General features: G+C 73.4%; 18 protein-coding genes and 1 riboswitch. Of the genes, 3 read left to right on the top strand and 15 right to left on the bottom strand.

The features are described 5' to 3' along the window. Nucleotide 1 precedes the first annotated feature (1 nt). From BKA00_RS03380 to BKA00_RS03370, 3 genes are read right to left on the bottom strand one after another with little or no spacing between them, the layout of a single operon-like run. Nucleotides 2-1,126, bottom strand: a complete 1,125-nt coding sequence (locus BKA00_RS03380; protein WP_185023525.1) for an XdhC family protein — start codon at nt 1,124-1,126, stop codon at nt 2-4. Further along, nucleotides 1,119-2,237 carry a vWA domain-containing protein gene (locus tag BKA00_RS03375; protein WP_338072093.1) on the bottom strand — a complete coding sequence of 373 codons (1,119 nt, stop codon included), beginning with the start codon at nt 2,235-2,237 and terminating at the stop codon, nt 1,119-1,121. The genes BKA00_RS03380 and BKA00_RS03375 overlap by 8 nt, the downstream gene beginning before the upstream one ends. Before the next feature lie 2 nt (nt 2,238-2,239). After that, entirely contained in the window at nt 2,240-3,136 is an 897-nt protein-coding gene (locus BKA00_RS03370; RefSeq protein ID WP_338072092.1) for an AAA family ATPase, read from the bottom strand. A gap of 187 nt (nt 3,137-3,323) precedes the next feature. Here BKA00_RS03370 and BKA00_RS03365 point away from each other — a divergent pair, with 187 nt between their 5' ends. Genes BKA00_RS03365 through BKA00_RS03355 form a run of 3 tightly spaced genes read left to right on the top strand, consistent with a single transcriptional unit; the run spans nt 3,324 to nt 6,632 of the window. Beyond that, entirely contained in the window at nt 3,324-4,586 is a 1,263-nt protein-coding gene (locus tag BKA00_RS03365; protein ID WP_185023524.1) for a sulfite oxidase, read from the top strand. 10 nt (nt 4,587-4,596) lie between these two features. Continuing rightward, a complete protein-coding gene (locus BKA00_RS03360) occupies nt 4,597-5,997 on the top strand; it encodes a selenium-binding family protein (protein WP_185023523.1) in 1,401 nt (466 codons plus the stop codon). Next, a complete protein-coding gene (locus BKA00_RS03355) occupies nt 5,994-6,632 on the top strand; it encodes a hypothetical protein (protein WP_185023522.1) in 639 nt (212 codons plus the stop codon). Before BKA00_RS03360 ends, BKA00_RS03355 begins: the two co-directional genes overlap by 4 nt. A gap of 22 nt (nt 6,633-6,654) precedes the next feature. Here BKA00_RS03355 and BKA00_RS03350 read toward each other — a convergent pair whose 3' ends face one another. The 12 genes from BKA00_RS03350 to def all read right to left on the bottom strand — a co-directional run bounded on the left by BKA00_RS03350 (nt 6,655) and on the right by def (nt 16,587). Continuing rightward, on the bottom strand, nt 6,655-7,101 hold the full coding sequence (locus BKA00_RS03350) for a PH domain-containing protein (RefSeq protein ID WP_230298484.1): 447 nt from the start codon (nt 7,099-7,101) through the stop codon (nt 6,655-6,657). Continuing rightward, a complete protein-coding gene (gene hisG, locus BKA00_RS03345; protein WP_185023521.1) occupies nt 7,094-7,969 on the bottom strand; it encodes an ATP phosphoribosyltransferase in 876 nt (291 codons plus the stop codon). The genes BKA00_RS03350 and hisG overlap by 8 nt, the downstream gene beginning before the upstream one ends. 82 nt (nt 7,970-8,051) lie before the next feature. Then, nucleotides 8,052-8,564 carry a 6,7-dimethyl-8-ribityllumazine synthase gene (gene ribH / locus BKA00_RS03340; RefSeq protein WP_185023520.1) on the bottom strand — a complete coding sequence of 171 codons (513 nt, stop codon included), beginning with the start codon at nt 8,562-8,564 and terminating at the stop codon, nt 8,052-8,054. Further along, complete coding sequence (locus BKA00_RS03335) at nt 8,561-9,871, bottom strand: bifunctional 3,4-dihydroxy-2-butanone-4-phosphate synthase/GTP cyclohydrolase II (protein WP_221492996.1); 1,311 nt, start codon at nt 9,869-9,871, stop codon at nt 8,561-8,563. Before BKA00_RS03335 ends, ribH begins: the two co-directional genes overlap by 4 nt. After that, entirely contained in the window at nt 9,868-10,509 is a 642-nt protein-coding gene (gene pnuC / locus BKA00_RS03330; RefSeq protein WP_185023519.1) for a nicotinamide riboside transporter PnuC, read from the bottom strand. The genes BKA00_RS03335 and pnuC overlap by 4 nt, the downstream gene beginning before the upstream one ends. Next, on the bottom strand, nt 10,506-11,099 hold the full coding sequence (locus BKA00_RS03325; RefSeq protein WP_185023518.1) for a riboflavin synthase: 594 nt from the start codon (nt 11,097-11,099) through the stop codon (nt 10,506-10,508). The genes pnuC and BKA00_RS03325 overlap by 4 nt, the downstream gene beginning before the upstream one ends. A 72-nt stretch (nt 11,100-11,171) precedes the next feature. After that, nucleotides 11,172-11,302, bottom strand: a riboswitch (FMN riboswitch). 77 nt (nt 11,303-11,379) lie between these two features. After that, the gene (locus BKA00_RS03320; protein ID WP_230298485.1) at nt 11,380-11,997 is read right to left on the bottom strand and encodes an HAD-IA family hydrolase; all 618 of its coding nucleotides are present in this window, start codon (nt 11,995-11,997) and stop codon (nt 11,380-11,382) included. 35 nt (nt 11,998-12,032) lie between these two features. Beyond that, a complete protein-coding gene (gene rpe / locus BKA00_RS03315) occupies nt 12,033-12,710 on the bottom strand; it encodes a ribulose-phosphate 3-epimerase (RefSeq protein WP_185023516.1) in 678 nt (225 codons plus the stop codon). Nucleotides 12,711-12,722: 12 nt separating this feature from the next. Then, nucleotides 12,723-13,673 carry a phosphatase PAP2 family protein gene (locus tag BKA00_RS03310; RefSeq protein ID WP_185023515.1) on the bottom strand — a complete coding sequence of 317 codons (951 nt, stop codon included), beginning with the start codon at nt 13,671-13,673 and terminating at the stop codon, nt 12,723-12,725. Nucleotides 13,674-13,708: 35 nt separating this feature from the next. Further along, nucleotides 13,709-15,115 (bottom strand): RsmB/NOP family class I SAM-dependent RNA methyltransferase, encoded by a 1,407-nt coding sequence (locus BKA00_RS03305; protein ID WP_185023514.1) that lies wholly within the window; start codon nt 15,113-15,115, stop codon nt 13,709-13,711. Next, entirely contained in the window at nt 15,115-16,041 is a 927-nt protein-coding gene (gene fmt / locus BKA00_RS03300; protein ID WP_185023513.1) for a methionyl-tRNA formyltransferase, read from the bottom strand. Before fmt ends, BKA00_RS03305 begins: the two co-directional genes overlap by 1 nt. Then, nucleotides 16,042-16,587, bottom strand: a complete 546-nt coding sequence (def, locus tag BKA00_RS03295) for a peptide deformylase (RefSeq protein WP_185023512.1) — start codon at nt 16,585-16,587, stop codon at nt 16,042-16,044. Nucleotides 16,588-16,688 lie beyond the last annotated feature (101 nt).

Raw genomic sequence — 16,688 nt, 5'->3', positions numbered from 1 at the left:
GTCAGCCCGGCTCGGCGTGGATGCGGCCGCTGGTGTCGGTGAGCGGGCGGCCGGAACCGCCCCAGCGCAGCTGGACCAGCTCCGCCGCGATCGACACGGCCGTCTCCTCCGGCGTGCGGGCGCCGAGGTCCAGGCCGATCGGCGAGCGCAGCCGGGCCAGCTCGGCGCCGGTCAGGCCCGCCTCGCGGAGCCGCGCCGTCCGGTCGTCGTGGGTGCGGCGCGAGCCCATCGCGCCGACGTAGCCGGCATCGGTCCGGAGCGCCACCTCCAGCAGCGGCACGTCGAACTTGGGGTCGTGGGTGAGGACGCAGATCGCCGTCCGCCCGTCGATGGCGCCGCGCGTCTCCTCCAGGAACCTGTGCGGCCACTTCACCACGACCTCGTCGGCCTCGGGGAACCGCTTGGGCGTCGCGAACACCGGCCGCGCGTCGCACACCGTCACGTGGTACCCGAGGAACTTGCCGATCCGGGCGACGGCCGCCGCGAAGTCGATAGCGCCGAACACCAGCAGCCGCGGCGGCGGCGCGAAGGAGTGCACGAAGACGGTGAGGTCGTCCAGCCGCCGCTCCCCCTCCGGCCCGTAGTGCCGCTGGCCGGTGAGGCCCTGGGCGAGCATGCCGCGCGCGTCGTCGTCCACCGCCGCGTCGAGGCGGGCCGCGTGCGGGGCGCCGGGCGCGAGGGACCCGGACGCGCGGTCGGCCCAGACCACGCGGCGGGCGCCGATCCGCCCGGGCCCGGCCACGACGGTTGCGACCGCGACCGGCTCGCGCGCCCCGATCGCGGCGGCGACGTCGCCGAACTCGGGGAAGGTGTCCGGGCTGACCGGCTCCACCAGCACGTCCAGGATCCCGCCGCAGGTCAGCCCGACGGCGAACGCGTCGTCGTCGCTCACCCCGTACCGCTGGACGACGGGTTCGCCGGTCTCCAGCACCGTCTGCCCCAGCTCGTAGACGGCGCCCTCGACGCAGCCGCCGGACACGCTGCCCGCGACCTCCCCGTCGGGCGAGACCGCCATCGCCGCCCCCGGAGGGCGCGGCGCGCTGCGGAAGGTGTTCACGACGGTCGCGAGCGCGAACGTCCGCCCGGACCCGTACCAGCCGGCGATGTCGCCGAGCACGTCACGCATGAGCCCTCCCCTTTCCGGCGCCCGCGACGAGGCGGGCCAGCTCCTCCAGGGCGGCCAGGCTGTGCCCGGAGGTGAAGTCGTCGACGTGCGGGAGCGCCGCGGCCATGCCCGCGGTGAGCGGCTCGTACCCGGGCCGCGCCTTGTGCGGGTTCGCCCACACCACCCGGTGCGCGAGCCGGTGCAGCCGCGCCATCTGCTCGCCGAGCAGCCCGGCGTCGCCGCGCTCCCACCCGTCCGAGGCGATCACCACGACCGCTCCGCGCGCCAGCCCCCGCTGCCCGAACCGGTCGAGGAACTCCTTCAGCTCCTCGCCGAGGCGCGTGCCGCCGCTCCAGTCGGGGATGGCCGCGGACGCCGCCGCCATCGCCGCGTCCGGGTCGCGGTGCCGCAGCTCCCGGGTGAGGCGGGTCAGGCGCGTCCCGGCGCTGAACACCTCGACGTCCCTGCCGCCCGAGCGCGCGGCGGCGTGCGCGAACCGCAGCAGCGCGTCGGCGTACGGGCTCATCGATCCGCTGACGTCCACGACCAGCACGACCCGTCGCGGCCGGGTGCGGTGGCTCCGGTGCCGGAGCAGGGACGTCTCGCCGCCGCGCCGCAGCGTCTCCCGGACGGTGCGCGCCGGGTCGAGCCGCCCGGTCGGCGCCGGCGCGAACCGCCGCGACCTGCGCCGCTCGGCGCCCGCGTCCAGCAGGGCGATGAGCCGCGCGACCTCGGCGCGCTCGGCGGCGCCCAGCCGCGCGACGTCGCGGTCGCGGAGCACCTCGACGCCGCTGGCCGTGGCCGCCTCCAGTTCCCGCGACTCCTCCCCTCCGCCGCGCCCGCCCGGCTCCGCCATCGGGATCCGGCGCACCACGACGGGCGGCCTCCTTCGCCCCGGGCGCGGGGTCTCGCCGGAGAAGTACGCGGCGAAGCAGCGGTCGTAGCGGGCGAGGTCGTCGGGATCGGCGCACAGGGTGAGCCGCCCCGCCCAGTACACGTCGTGCGGGTCGAGCACGTCGAGATGGTCGAGGGCGGTGAGCATCGCCTGGACCCGCTCGGGATCGGCGGCCCCGCCCGCCGCGCGCACCGTCCGGGCGAAGCCGACCATCGTCTCGATGACGTCCCGGTCCACGGCTAACCCCCGCCGAGCAGGGCCGCCAGCCCGGCCGCTCCGTCGCCGCCGAGCACGCGCTGCTGGTCCTCGCGGTACTTCAGGACGGCGCCGAGCGTCACCGCCGCCGTCCCCGGGTCGAGGTCGCGGACGCCGAGGGCCACGAGCGCCTCCGTCCAGTCCAGGGACTCGGCGACGCCCGGCGGCTTCAGCAGGTCGGTCTCGCGCATCCGCTGCGCGGCCCGCGCCACCTGCCCGGCCAGCCGCTCCGCCGCGTCCGGCAGCCGCCGCCTGATGATCGCGACCTCGCGGTCGTAGGAGGGGTGCTCCAGCCAGTGGTACAGGCAGCGCCGCTTCAGCGCGTCGTGGACCTCGCGGGTGCGGTTGGACGTCACCACGACCACCGGCGGCCGCTCGGCCCGGATCGTGCCGAGCTCGGGGACGGTGATCGTGAAGTCGCTGAGGACCTCGAGCAGGAACGCCTCGAACTCGTCGTCGGCGCGGTCGAGCTCGTCGACGAGCAGCACGCTGGGGGACGTCTCCAGTGCCTGGAGCAGCGGCCGCGCCAGCAGGAACCGCCGGTCGTAGAGCTCGCCCTCCAGCCGCGACACGTCGCTGACGCCGGCGGCCTCCGCCGCGCGCAGGTGCAGGAGCTGGCGGGGGAAGTCCCAGTCGTAGAGCGCCTGCGAAGCGTCGAGCCCCTCGTAGCACTGCAACCGGATCAGCGGCGCGCCGAGGGCCCGCCCGAGCGTCTTGGCCAGCTCGGTCTTGCCGACGCCGGCCTCCCCCTCCAGGAACAGGGGCCGGCCCATCCGCAGGGCGAGGAAGCAGGCCGTGGCGAGCCCCTCGTCGCACAGGTAGCCATGCCTGTCGAGCAGGCCCGCGAGCTCCGCGGGCGATCCGACCTGGTCCATGGTCATCGGCGCCGCCTCCCCCACGGATCACAGGCTACTCAGCCCGAGACCCAAGTCACACACCCGGTTCTGCCACGGATCCGGCTCGGCCGTACGCCGGTCCGCCGTCGCCGCGAACCCACCCCCGCCTAAAAACCTGTTAAAGCAGTAGGGAAAGTTGACTTTTGGACGCGGGCTGAGCAGCATCGGAGCCATGCGAAGCGGTGATCCCGGTGACCTGCCCCATGGGGGCGACCTGACCGACGAGGCGACCTACGAGCGCGTCCGATCCCCGTCCCGGAGGGGGCTGCTGCGGCTGTCGGCGGGAGCCGGCCTGACCGCCGGCCTCTCCGCCGCCCTCGGCCCCCGGCCCGCGGGCGCCGCGACCGGGATCGTGAAGCCGCTGCCCCCGGAACTGTTCGTCCCGCAGGGCACGAACGCCGAGATGCGGTGGGAGGCCATGCGCGGGCAGGGGTACCTCACGCCCGCCGACCGGTTCTTCGTCCGCAACCACGTCGCCACCCCGCTCATCGACGCGCGCACCTGGCGGCTGAGGCTGTGGGGAACCGGTCTGCGCGGCGCCCCCGCCGAAGACCGGCCCGTCGAGTTCACCTACGAGGACCTCCTCCGGCTCCCGGCGGAGGAGGTCACCGCGTTCATCGAGTGCACGGGCAACGGACGCGGGTTCTACACCTCCCAGCAGGGCCAGGAGGTGTCCGGGACGCCCTGGCGGCTGGGCGCGGTCGGAGTGGCCCGCTGGCGCGGCGTCCGCCTCGCGACCGTCCTGCGTCGCGCAGGTGTCACCCCTGAGGCCGTGGACATCATGCCGCGCGGGCTGGACGCTGAGTTCGTGGACAAGGGCGAGAACCTCGGCCGCGTGCGGCGTCCCCTGCCGATCGCGAAGGCCATGAAGGACGCGCTCCTCGCCTACGAGATGAACGGCGCTCCCCTGCCGCCCGACCACGGCCACCCGGTGCGCCTGGTCGTGCCCTCGTGGGCGGGCATCGCGTCCATCAAGTGGCTGGGAGACATCCAGGTGGCCGACGAGCCGCTGTTCTCGCCCTGGAACACCCGCTACTACCGGCTCTTCGGCCCCGCCCACCCCGAGGAGGGATCGCCGCCCCTGACCCGGATGAACGCCAAGTCCGCGTTCGAGCTGCCCTGGGAGGCGTCCCTGCCGGCGCGCCCGCACGTCCTGCACGGCCGGTCCTGGTCGGGCAGCGGCCGGATCCGGCACACCGAGGTCAGCGTGGACGGCGGCAGGACGTGGCGCCGCGCCCGCCTGCGGGACCGCCACCCGAGTCCCCGCGGGTGGGTCCGCTGGGAACTGCCCTGGCGTCCCGAACGGCCGGGCCGGTACGAGCTCCTGGCCCGCGCGACCGACGAGACCGGCACCACCCAGCCCGCGACCGCCCCCTACAACACGCTCGGCTATCTCTTCGGCGCCGTCGTACGGCACCCGGTCACCATCACCTGAAAGGGCACCCATGCCACTGTGGAAGCCAGACCCGACGTTCTACGCCTCCCCGCGCGACGCCGCCTCTGCGCCGCCGGAGAAGCTCGCCTACGTCGCGGCGTTCGACCGGGCCGCGGAGAAGCCGGACGCGATCGCGGTGCTCGACGTGGACCCCGGCTCCGCCTCCTACGGCTCCGTCGTGGGGTGGACCGAGCTGCCCTATCTCGGCGACGAGCTGCACCACTTCGGGTGGAACGCGTGCAGCAGCGCCCTGTGCCCGGGCTCCCCGCACCCGCACGTCGAGCGCCGGTACCTGATCGTCCCCGGGCTGCGGTCGTCGCGCGTGTACGTCATCGACACCAAGGACGACCCGACCGCCCCGAAGATCGTCAAGACGCTGGAGCCGGACGAGCTGGCCAAGCGCGCCGGGTACTCGCGCCCGCACACCGTCCACTGCGGGCCGGAGGGCCTCTACCTGACGGCCCTCGGCGGGGCGAACGGCGAGGACGGCCCCGGCGGGATCGCGCTGCTCGACCACACCTCGTTCGAGGTGCTCGGACGCTGGGAGGTCGACCGGGGCCCGCAGCACTTCGCCTACGACGCCTGGTGGCACATCGCGCACGACGTGCTCGTCGCGTCCGAGTGGGGCACCCCGTCCATGATCGAGGACGGCGTGGTCGGCGAACTGCTGCTGGGGCGCGAGTACGGCCACTCGCTGAACTTCTTCGACCTGCGCAAGCGCAAGCACGTCCAGACGGTCGACCTCGGGGACGAGCACCAGATGGTCCTGGAGCTGCGTCCCGCGCACGACCCCACGAAGCTGTACGGGTTCGCGGGCGTGGTCGTCAGCGTCGAGGACCTGTCGGCGTCGGTGTGGGTCTGGCACCGCGACGGCGACCGGTGGGCCGCCACCAAGGTGATCACGATCCCCGCCGAGCCGGCCGACCCGGACGCCCTGCCGCCCGTCATCCGGCCGTTCGGGGCCGTGCCCCCGCTCGTGACGGACATCGACCTGTCCGTGGACGACCAGTGGCTGTACGTCTCGTGCTGGGGCACCGGCGAGCTGAAGCGCTACGACGTCAGCGACCCGTTCCACCCGGTCGAGGCGGGCTCGGTGCGCATCGGCGGCATCGTCCGCCGGACCCCGCACCCCGCCGACCCCGGACGTCCCCTCGCCGGCGGGCCGCAGATGGTGGAGGTCAGCCGCGACGGCGAGCGCGTCTACGTCACCAACTCGCTCTACGGCTCCTGGGACGACCAGTTCTACCCCGACGGCGTCGGCGCGTGGATGGCCAAACTGGACTCCACCCCGGACGGTTTCTCGTTCGACGAGCGGTTCTTCCCGAGCGGCGACGACTTCCGCGGCCGCCGCCCGCACCAGACGCGCCTGCAGGGCGGCGACGCCTCCTCGGACTCCTACTGCTACCCGTGAACGACGGGTCGCTCGCCGCGCTCGTCGCGCTCGGCGCGTTCCACGGCCTCAACCCGGCCATGGGATGGCTGTTCGCCGTGGCCCGCGGACTCCAGGAGCGCAGCCGGTCCCTCGTGCTGCAGTCGCTCCCGGCCATCGCCGCGGGCCACGCCGCCTCCGTCGGCGCCGTCGCCGTCCTGGTCGCCCTCACCCGCTCCGTCGTCGCGACCCGCGCGGTCGCGATCGGCGGCGGGGCCGTGCTCGTCGGGTTCGGCCTGTGGCGGCTGCTGTCGCGGCGGCACTTCCGGTGGGTCGGCATGCGGATCTCGCTGTGGCAGCTCGCCGGCTGGTCGTTCCTGATGTCGTCGGTGCACGGCGCGGGCCTGATGCTGCTGCCCGTGCTCACCTCGTCGGGAACGGCCCCGGCGGGCCATGACCACGGGCTGGCGTCGTCCTCGGGCAGCGCCCTGTCGACCGGGGTGTTCGTCACCGCCGTCCACACCCTGTCGATGTTCGCCGTGGCCGGCGTGATCGCCGTGCTCGTCTACGAGGTCGTCGGCCTGGCCGTCCTGCGCCGAGCCTGGTTCGACCTCGACCGCCTCTGGGCCGTGGCCCTCATAGGCGCCGGCACCATCACCGCCTTCACCGCCTGGTGACCCCGGCCGACGGTCCAGGACGTCAGGTGGGGTCGGGGGCTTCGCCTCGGGCGTGGAGGAGGGCTCGGAGCTCGGCGAGCTGGTGGGCGGCGCGGGCCTTCTCGGCTCCGTTGATGCCCATGGCGGGCAGGGAGGTGCCGTCGGCCAGGTCGAGGGTGGGCCAGGGGTCGCCGGTGGTCATGGAGACACCGACGACCTCCGGCCATTCGAGGCGGCGGGTGCGGAAGGCGTTGACGACCGTCAGGCCGGACTCGTCGGCGCCGACGCGGCAGCGGGCCAGCATGTGCAGGACCCAGGCGACCACCGCGCCGAAGGCGACCATCAGGACCCGGTCGAACAGCTTGAACTGCGGCGCCACCACCACGGCGAGCGCGATCATGCCGAGCACGATCACGCCCGCCGTGGTGTAGGCGACGAGCCGGGTGGTGCGGGGGCGCCACACCGTCGGCAGGGCCGGGACGTCAGTCAACGATCTTCGCGATGGGGATCTCGAGGATGTCGTGGGCGCCCGCCGCCTTCAACGCCGGGATCAGCGTGTTGACGCCGCGCTTGGCCACCACCGACTCCACGGCGTTGGACTCGCCGCCGGCGAGCGAGGTGACCGTGGGCGAGGCCATCGCGGGCATGATGTCCAGGACCTTCTGCAGGTCGCCGTGCGCGACGTTCAGCTTCAGCAGCACCTTGCCGCGGGCTCGGATCACGCCCTGCAGCAGCAGGGAGATGTCCTCCATCGCGGCGCGCTTCTCGGCGTCCTCGTAGGCCTCGCGGTTCGCGACCAGCTCGGTGTAGCTCGTCAGGAGCGTGTCGAGGATGCGCAGGCCGTTCTTGCGCAGCGACGAGCCGGTCTCGGTGAGGTCGACGATCGCGTCCACGATGTCGGGCACCTTCGCCTCGGTCGCGCCGTAGGACGGGACGACCGTGGCCTTGACGCCGTGCTTGTCGAGGTACCGCTTGGTCATCGCCGGGAACTCGGTGGAGATCCGCACGCCCTCCGGCAGGTCCGCCACCGTCCGCCAGGGCGCGCCGTCCGGCACCGCCATGATCACGCGGACCGGGTTGGAGGTCGCCTTGGAGTACTTCAGCTCGCCGAGGCTGACGACGTCGGCGTCGGTCTCGGTGATCCAGTCGCGGCCGGTGATGCCGAGGTCGAACAGGCCCTGTTCGAGGTAGGTCGGGATCTCCTGCGGCCGCAGGACCCGGACGCGGTCGATGCGCGGGTCGTCGATGGAGGCGCGGTAGTCGCGGTCCGAGGCGCGCTGGACGGTGAGGTCGGCGGCGTCGAACAGCTGCATGGTCGCCTTCTCCAGCGACCCCTTGGGCAGTACGAGTGACAGCACGGATGAGCCTTTCGATGAGGATGGGTACGGGGTACCGGGTTTCAGGAGCGTGGATGGCCCTATGGCGGGAGCCGCCCCCTGTCTAGGAGCCCAGATGCTCCAGGCCGTGCCCGGCGTGACCGTGATGCCGCAGACCTCGCAGGGTCAGTGCCGTGTCGAGTGCGGCCACAGTCGCCTCCCATCCCTTGTCCTCGGAGCTGCCCGGCAGCCCGCTGCGTTCCAGTGCCTGCTCAATGGTGTCACAGGTGAGCACCCCGTTGCCCACCGGAGTCGACTCGTCCAGCGCGACGCGGGTCACACCCGCGGTCACCGAGTCGCACACGTAGTCGAAATGGGCGGTGGCGCCCCGGACGACCGCGCCGAGGCAGACGACGGCGTCGAGGTCGCGGGCCATCTGCTGGGCGATCACGGGCAGTTCGAGCGCGCCGGCGACGCGGGCCACGACCGGCTCGTCCACGCCGCACGCCTTCGCCGCGGCGAGCGCCCGCTCCAGCAGCCGGTCGGTGATCGCCTCGTGCCAGCGGGTGCACACGATGCCGAGCGTGAGCCCGGCCGCGTCGACCGTGATGTCCTCGGGGCGTCCCGCGCCGCTCATGAGAGTCCCTCGCTCTGGTGTCCGGGTCCGTTCTGGTGTCCGCGCTCGTTCTGGTGACCAAGGTCGAGCTGGTGGCCGAGGCGGTCGCGCTTGACCGTCAGGTAGCGCCGGTTGTGCTCGGTGACGACGACGGGCATGGCCTCCCGCCCCAGCACGTCCACCCCGAAACCGCCCAGTCCCTTGAGCTTGTCCGGGTTGTTCGTGAGCACCCGTACCGAGCGTACGCCCAGCTCGCGCAGCATGTGGCCGGCGTTGGAGTACTCGCGCGCGTCGGCGGGCAGCCCGAGCTCCAGGTTGGCGTCGACGGTGTCGGAGCCGTTGTCCTGGAGGGCGTACGCCTGGAGCTTGGCGAGCAGGCCGATCCCGCGCCCCTCGTGGCCGCGCAGGTAGAGCACGATGCCGCGGCCCTCCTCGGCGATCCGCTCCATGGCGGCGTCGAGCTGGGTTCCGCAGTCGCAGCGCTCGGAGTGCAGGACGTCGCCGGTGAGGCATTCGGAGTGGGCCCTGACCAGGAGGTCCTCCCCGTCGCCGATGTCGCCCAGCACGAGCGCGATGTGCTCGCCGCCGTCGATGGCGCTGGAGAACCCGACCGCGCGCCACATCCCGAACCTGTTCGGCAACCGGGTCTCGACGACGCGGGTCACCATCGCCTCGGTGCGCCTGCGGTACTCGGCGAGCTGTTCGATGGAGACGAGCTTGAGGCCGTGCTCCTTCGCGAAGACCTGGAGCTCGGGCAGGCGCGCCATGCTGCCGTCCTCGTTCACCACCTCGGCGAGGACGCCCGCCGGGGGCAGCCCGGCGAGCCGCGCGAGGTCGACGGCGGCCTCGGTGTGGCCGCGCCGGCGCAGGACGCCGCCCTCGCGGTAGCGCAGCGGGAAGATGTGGCCGGGACGGACGAAGTCGCCGGGCTCGGACGCCGAGTCGCACAGCGTGCGGATCGTCCGCGCCCGGTCGGCGGCGGAGATGCCGGTGGCGATGCCGAGCCGGGCGTCCACGCTGATCGTGTACGCGGTGCGCATGCGCTCGGTGTTCTGCGCGGTCATCAGCGGGATCTGCAGCCGGTCGAGGTCGGCGCCCTCCATCGGGACGCAGATGACGCCGCTGGTGTAGCGGATCGTGAACGTCAGCAGCTCGGGCGTCGCCTTCGACGCGGCGAAGATGATGTCGCCCTCGTTCTCGCGGTCCTCGTCGTCGACGACCACGACGGGCAGGCCCGCCGCGATGTCGGCGACCGCCGACTCGATCGAGTCGAAGATCCCCGTCTTCTCTCCGCCCGTGCCGTTCAGCGCCGTGTCGTTGCCGCTCATGCGGTCACCGCCCTTTGCGTGGAGTTGCGCTCGCGCCGGGACTCCCGGAGCCAGTTCCTGAACCCGACCATCACCATCACGAAGAAGATCCCGTAGACGGCGCCGGAGACGTACAGCCCGGACTTGAGCGCCAGCGGCACCCCGACCAGGTCGACCAGCACCCAGACGATCCAGAAGTCGACGAGCGCGCGGCTCTGCGCGAACGTCGCGACCGCGCTGCCGACGAAGATGTAGGCGTTCGCCCACGGCGACCAGGCGACCTTCAGCCAGTCGAGGTGCACGAACAGCTGGGCCACCACGGCCGTGCCGACCACGAGCGCGCCGAGCAGCACGGCGCGCTCCTTGAGCGTCGCCTGCCGGACGACGAGCCCGTCGGCCTCGCGCCGTCCGCGGGTCCACATGAACCACCCGTACAGGGCGAGCCCGCAGAAGAGGATCTGCTTGAGCGCGTTTCCCGGGACGTGCGCGTGCAGCGAGGCCGCGAGCAGCAGGAGGGCGCCGACCAGCTGCACCGGCCAGGTCCAGAGGGTCTTGCGCATGGCGAGCCAGACCACGGCGAGCGACAGGACGTTCCCGGCGAGGTCGGTCCACAGGATGTGCTCGCCGAAGACCTCGAAACCGGCGCCGAGCCAGTTCACGACCGGTCTCCCAGCATGCGCTCGACGTACTTGGCGACGACGTCCACCTCGAGGTTCACCGGGTCGCCGGGCCGCTTGTGGCCGAGGGTGGTCAGCGCGAGCGTGGTCGGGATGAGCGCCACGCTGAACCGGTCGGCGCCCGCCTCGACGACCGTGAGGCTGATCCCGTCGACGGTGATCGAGCCCTTGTCGACCAGGTACCGGCTCAGCTCCGCGGGCAGGGACACGGTCACCACGTCCCACCGCTCCCCCGGCTCGCGGGAGACGATCGCGCCGACGCCGTCGACGTGGCCCTGGACGAGGTGGCCGCCGAGCCGGTCCGACAGCCGCACGGGGCGTTCCAGGTTGACCTTGGAGCCCGGTTCCAGCGCGCCGAGGCTGGACTTGTCGAGGGTCTCCTTGATGACGTCGGCGGTGAAGACCTCGTCCTTGACGTCCACCACGGTGAGACACACGCCGTTGACGGCGATCGACGCGCCGTGCACGGCGTCCTGGACGACCAGCGGCCCGCGGACCGCGAGCGCGACCGAGTCCCCCTGGGGGTCGATCGCCACGATCTCGCCGAGCTCCTCGACGATGCCGGTGAACATCTCCCGGGCCTCCTAGATCAGTGGCTCCGGGGGACGTACGTGCGTCCGAATACACCCCTGGCCAGGGGTGTACCGCGCGCTGCCTCCCATCCGGACTTTCACCGTCGGTCCCGGAGTTCCACCGGGTCAACCGGCCGATGGCTTCGGCCGGGTCGCGGACTGTCACCGCCGGTTCGGAATTTCACCGACCCCGGAGCACGCGTTCATGCTTTGCCAACCAGTGTGCCACGCATTCCCATTCCCGCCCCTGTGGCCATCGCCACAACTCCGAGCGGGACGTTCAGCCGACGGTGAGGCGCAGGCCGGCCGGGGTGGCCGTCACGCGGCTCAGGTCCTGGACGACGTGGTGGGCCTCCCCCAGGGACTCCTCCGGGTGGCTGGTGACCAGCGCGACGACCGTGGCCCCGGCCGCGCGGCCCGCGGCGATCCCGGCGGGGGCGTCCTCGACGACGACGCAGGCGGACGGGTCGACGCCCAGCAGGCGGGCCGCCCGGAGGTAGCCGGACGGGTCGGGCTTGCCGTCCGGGACGTCCTCGGCGGTCACCACGACGGGCGGGGAGGGGATGCCGGCCACTCCGGTGCGCACCTTGAGCTGCGCCCGGTCCATGGACGTCACGAAGGCGTGGGGCAGGCCGCCCAGGTCCGACAGCAGCTCCAGGGCGCCCGGCAAAGCGGTGATGCCGTCGGTGCTGACCGCCTCCAGCGCGTCCAGGCGCGCGGTGGCCTCCCGGACCTGTCCGGCCGGAACGAACTCGGCCACGCGGTCGCTCGTGCGGCGGCCGTGGGCGCCCGACATGAACACGTCCGGGTCGATGCCGTACTCGGCGGCCCATTCGCGGCCCGCGCGTTCGACGAGGGGCGTCGAGTCGACGAGGGTGCCGTCCACGTCGAACAGCACGGCGGAGCAAGGCAGAGTCAATGTGGTGGGACGGTTCACCAGTCCGCCTTGGCCGTCGCCTCTTCGGCCTGGGCGCGGAGCCTGCGGACGGCCTCGGCCGGGTCGTCGGCACCGTAGACGGCGCTGCCGGCGACGAACACGTCCGCGCCCGCCTCCGCGCAGCGCTCGATCGTCTCGGCGCTGACGCCGCCGTCCACCTGGAGCCAGACCGGGAGGTCGCGGCCCTTGATCAGCTCCCGCGCGCGGCGGACCTTCGGCAGGACGACGTCCAGGAACTTCTGGCCGCCGAAGCCGGGCTCGACGGTCATCAGCAGCAGCATGTCGATCTCGCCGAGGAGGTCCTCGAAGCCGTCCACCGGGGTGGCCGGGTTGACGCCCAGCCCCGCGCGCGCGCCGGCGGCGCGGATGGCCCGCAGGGTGCGGATGGGCGCCTTCGCCGCCTCGGCGTGGATGGTGACGCTCCCGGCTCCGGCCTCGGCGTACTGCGGCGCCCAGCGGTCGGGGTCCTCGATCATCAGGTGGCAGTCGAGGGGCAGCGCGCTGTTCCTGAGCAGCGCCTCCACGATGGGCAGTCCCAGGGTGAGGTTCGGGACGAAGTGGTTGTCCATCACGTCGACGTGGACCCAGTCGGCGGACCGGGCGATGCGCTCGACGTCCTCCGCCAGGCGGGCGAAGTCGGCGGACAGGATGCTGGGTGCGATCTGAGGAGCCATGATGCCCCGAGTCTATTGGCGCAGCCCCGCCCGATCGTCACCCGCCCGGGTGAGGCCCGGGGTGGTACGGGCCGCCAGGCGCAGGCGGACGAACGCCTCCGGCGCGCCCGCCGTCACCCACAGCACGAGCAGCGCCTGGACGACGAACGCCTGGACCAGGCCCGCCCCCTCGAACAAGGCGATGGCCGCCGCCCCCGCGAGGCCCAGCGGGAGCCGCGCCAGGCGCTGCCAGGCCCTGCCGCCCGGCTCGAACCAGCCGCGCCAGGCGACGATGGACAGCCCCATCAGGAGGCCGCAGAGAGCGCCGCACGCCTGGGCCGAGTCGGTCAGCGTGACGGGCTCGGCGACGCCTCCGGCCGCCCTGACGGCCTCCGCCCATCCCTGAGGCCACTGCCAGTTCCGGAGCGGCCGTGCCGCACCCCAGGACGCCGCGAGCATCAGCAGGGAGACCGCGAGGGAGAGCGCCAGCTGCACGGCCAGATGCCTCCGCCGCCACCACGGGACGGCGACGGGCTCCAGGCCGAGGGCCGCGACCAGGACGGCCAGGCCGACGCCCCAGCCCGCCAGGACCTGCCCGATCGAGTGGACGCCCAGATAGACGCGCGACACCCCGATCAGGAAGATCACGGCGGCGGCGCCCGCCCACAGGTACCACCGCCTGGTCTGGGCGGCGAAGAAGCCCCAGCCCGCCACGCTGTTCTGGGCGTGGCCGGACGGCATCCCGAACGACGACAGCGACTGCCTGCCCTGGATGTTCGGGTCCGTCCAGTACGGGCGGGGCGCGTGGAACACCAGCTTGAGGAGCGCGTTCACGACCGCGCCGAACAGCAGCACCACGGCCGCCCTCGCGGCGAGCCGCGGCGCCACGCACCAGAACAGCGCCAGGAGCAGCGGGACGTAGAAGGCCGCGCTGCCCAGGTACGACATGAAGATCATGAAGCCGGTCAGCACAGAGCCTCCCATCGTCGCGTGGCCTCCCCAGAGGTCGGGTGCGGCGGTCAGGTACGGCGGAGCAGCGCCAGGAACATCGCGTCCGTGCCGTGGCGGTGCGGCCAGAACTGGGCGTACGGCCCGTCCCCCAGCCCGGTGAGGCCGGGGGCGATCGCCGCCAGGACGGCGGGTGCGTCGAGCCGTTCGACGTCGTCGCGCTTGCGCAGGACGTCGTCCACCACCACGCGGGTCTCCGCGAGGTGGGGTGAGCAGGTGACGTAGGCGACCACACCGCCGGGACGGACCGACTCCAGCGCCGTGGCGAGCAGCTTCCGCTGGAGCGGCCCGAGCTCGGCGACCGATTCGGGGCCCCGGCGCCAGCGCGCCTCAGGACGGCGGCGGAGCGCGCCCAGGCCGGTGCAGGGGGCGTCCACCATGACCCGGTCGAAGGAGGCCGGACGCCACGCGGGGGCGGTGCCGTCGGCGGCGACCACACCCGTGCGGTCGTCGACCGCACGGCGGACGAGCCCGGCGCGGTGCGGCTGAACGTCCGCGGCGAGAAGCCTGGCATCGCGCTGGGAGGCCAGGGCCGACAAGAGCCCGGCCTTGCCTCCGGGGCCGGCGCAGAGGTCGGCCCAACGTGCGTCCGGGCCGTCCAGGGGGGCTTCGGCCAGCGCCAGGGCGACCATCTGGCTGGCCTCGTCCTGGACGGCCGCGCGCCCATCGCGGACGGCGTCGATACCCGCCGGGTCGCCCTCCGCCAGGACGGCGGCATAGGGCGAGTAGGGGGCGGGGTCCGCGCCCGCGTCGTACAGCTCTTCGAGGGTCGCCCTGCCGGGGCGCGCGACCAGTGTCACGCGGGGGCGGGCGTTGTCGGCCGCGAGGAGTTCGCCGATCTCCGCCGCCCCGACCGCGTCCCGCATGGCGGACACGATCCACTTGGGGTGGCTGTGCGCGATCGACAGGCGCGTCGTGGCGTCGGCGTCGGCGGGCGCCACGATCTGGAGCCAGGCGTCCATGTCGCGCATCGCGACCTTGCGGAGCACCGCGTTGGCGAACTTGGCCTGGCCCGGGCCGGAGACAGAGCGGGCCAGCTCCACGGTCGTCGCCACGGCGGCGTGCGGCGGGATGCGGGTGCCGAGGACCTGGTGGGCGCCCAGGCGCAGGACGTCCAGGAGGGGCGCGTCGATACGGCGCAGTTCACGGTCGCTGCACAGCGCGAGCACCGCGTCGTAGGTTCCCCTGCCGCGCAGGGTCCCGTACGTCAGCTCGGTGGCGAGGGCGGCGTCGCGTCCGGTCAGGCCGCGGTCGCGCAGGCGCGCGGGAAGCAGGAGGTTCGCGTAGGCGTCGCGGGTCTCCACCGCCCGGATCACGTCGAACGCGGTACGGCGGACGAGGTCCTGGGGGCGGCCCGTCTTGCGGGGACCGCCCGGTCGGGTGTTCGGGACGCGTCGGCGGTTGCGGGCGGGAGGCATCAGTGCAGCGCGTCCTTGCCGGTGAGATTGAGACCGCGGGCCCAGTCGGCGGCGGCCATGGGGCGCTTGCCCTGCGGCTGCACCTCGCCCAGCGCGACGGGATGGGTGGCCGTGCCGACCAGCACCTCGCTCTTGCCCGCGCTGAGCGCGCCGGGCGCCAGCTCGGCGGAGCCCGGCGCCGGGCGGACGGGGCCGAGCTTGACCCGCGTGTCGCGGAAGTTCGTCCACGCGCCCGGCGCGGGGGTGCAGGCGCGGATGAGGCGGTCGATGTGCAGGGCCGGGCTCTTCCAGTCGACGTGGCCGTCCTCGGGCGTCAGCTTCGCCGCGTGGGACACCCCCTCGGTCGGCTGGGGCCGGGGCTCCAGGACGCCCGCCTCGATGCCGTTCATGGTGTCCAGCAGCAGGTCCGCGCCGGCGACGGCCAGCCGTCCCAGCAGGTCGCCCGCGGTGTCGTCCGGCCGGATCGGCTCGGTGAGCACGCCGTAGACCGGGCCGGTGTCCAGGCCCTCCTCGATCTGGAACGTGGCCGCGCCGGTCACGTCGTCGCCGTGCAGGATCGAGCGCTGCACGGGGGCGGCCCCGCGCCAGGCGGGCAGCAGCGAGAAGTGCAGGTTCACCCAGCCGTGCCGGGGGATGCCGAGGGCCTCGGGGGGCAGCAGCGCGCCGTAGGCGACCACCGGGCAGCAGTCCGGCGCGATCTCCCGGAGCCGGTCGAGGAACTCGGGGTCGCGGGCCTTCGCGGGCTTGAGCACCTCGACGCCGGCCTCGGCGGCGAGCTCGGCCACCGGACTGGGGCTCAGACGCCTCCCCCGGCCCGCGCGCCCGTCGGGCCGGGTCACGACCGCCACGACCTCGTGCGAGGACCCCAGAAGGGCCGTCAGGGCCGGGAGCGCCGTCTCCGGCGTCCCGGCGAAGACCAGCCGCATCTAGATCGCCTTCCCGAGGGTGCGGTGCGGCGACTCCTTCACGACGGGCGCCGGCTCGCCGAACCACTCGGCCTCCCGGATCGCCTTCATAGCGGCCTTGCGCTGCTCGGGGTCCATCCGGTCGATGAAGATGATGCCGTCGAGGTGGTCGGTCTCGTGCTGGACGCAGCGGGCCAGCAGGTCGGTGCCCTCCAGCGTGATCGGCTCGCCGTGCATGTTGAAGCCCTTCGCCACCACCCCGAGCGAGCGCGGCGTGGGGAACGCGAGGCCGGGCAGGGAGAGGCACCCCTCGTCGTCGGTCTCCTGCTCGTCCGAAAGGTCGAGCGTCGGATTGACCACATGCCCCAGGCGGTCGTCGACGTAGTAGGTGAACACGCGCAGCCCGACGCCGAGCTGGGGGGCCGCCAGGCCCGCCCCGGGGGCGTCGATCATCGTGTCGGTGAGGTCCTTGACGAGCTGGCGCAGCTCCTTGTCGAAGTCCTTCACCGGCTCCGCGGGCGTGCGCAGCACGGGGTCGCCGAAGAGGCGGATGGGCTTGACGGCCAACGGGGACTCCGTTTCCTGCGAATGTCACTGATCACTGCTGGTGCCACCCGATCGCTGCGGGTGCCACCGATCCACTGGGACGCGCCCTCAAGTCTACGGAG

The organism is Actinomadura coerulea, from assembly GCF_014208105.1.
GTDB lineage: Bacteria > Actinomycetota > Actinomycetes > Streptosporangiales > Streptosporangiaceae > Spirillospora > Spirillospora coerulea.
This window is presented reverse-complemented; position numbering and strand designations above follow the sequence as displayed.

Excerpts from the sequence above, each read along its gene's own strand:
- BKA00_RS03380 (WP_185023525.1), bottom strand. The coding sequence starts at position 1,126 with ATGCGTGACGTGCTCGGCGACATCGCCGGCTGGTACGGGTCCGGGCGG.
- fmt (WP_185023513.1), bottom strand. The coding sequence starts at position 16,041 with ATGCGGCTGGTCTTCGCCGGGACGCCGGAGACGGCGCTCCCGGCCCTG.
- rpe (WP_185023516.1), bottom strand. The coding sequence starts at position 12,710 with ATGGCTCCTCAGATCGCACCCAGCATCCTGTCCGCCGACTTCGCCCGC.
- BKA00_RS03360 (WP_185023523.1), top strand. The coding sequence starts at position 4,597 with ATGCCACTGTGGAAGCCAGACCCGACGTTCTACGCCTCCCCGCGCGAC.
- BKA00_RS03310 (WP_185023515.1), bottom strand. The coding sequence starts at position 13,673 with ATGGGAGGCTCTGTGCTGACCGGCTTCATGATCTTCATGTCGTACCTG.
- BKA00_RS03365 (WP_185023524.1), top strand. The coding sequence starts at position 3,324 with ATGCGAAGCGGTGATCCCGGTGACCTGCCCCATGGGGGCGACCTGACC.
- BKA00_RS03370 (WP_338072092.1), bottom strand. The coding sequence starts at position 3,136 with ATGACCATGGACCAGGTCGGATCGCCCGCGGAGCTCGCGGGCCTGCTC.
- BKA00_RS03305 (WP_185023514.1), bottom strand. The coding sequence starts at position 15,115 with ATGCCTCCCGCCCGCAACCGCCGACGCGTCCCGAACACCCGACCGGGC.
- BKA00_RS03325 (WP_185023518.1), bottom strand. The coding sequence starts at position 11,099 with ATGTTCACCGGCATCGTCGAGGAGCTCGGCGAGATCGTGGCGATCGAC.
- BKA00_RS03335 (WP_221492996.1), bottom strand. The coding sequence starts at position 9,871 with ATGAGCGGCAACGACACGGCGCTGAACGGCACGGGCGGAGAGAAGACG.
- ribH (WP_185023520.1), bottom strand. The coding sequence starts at position 8,564 with ATGAGCGGCGCGGGACGCCCCGAGGACATCACGGTCGACGCGGCCGGG.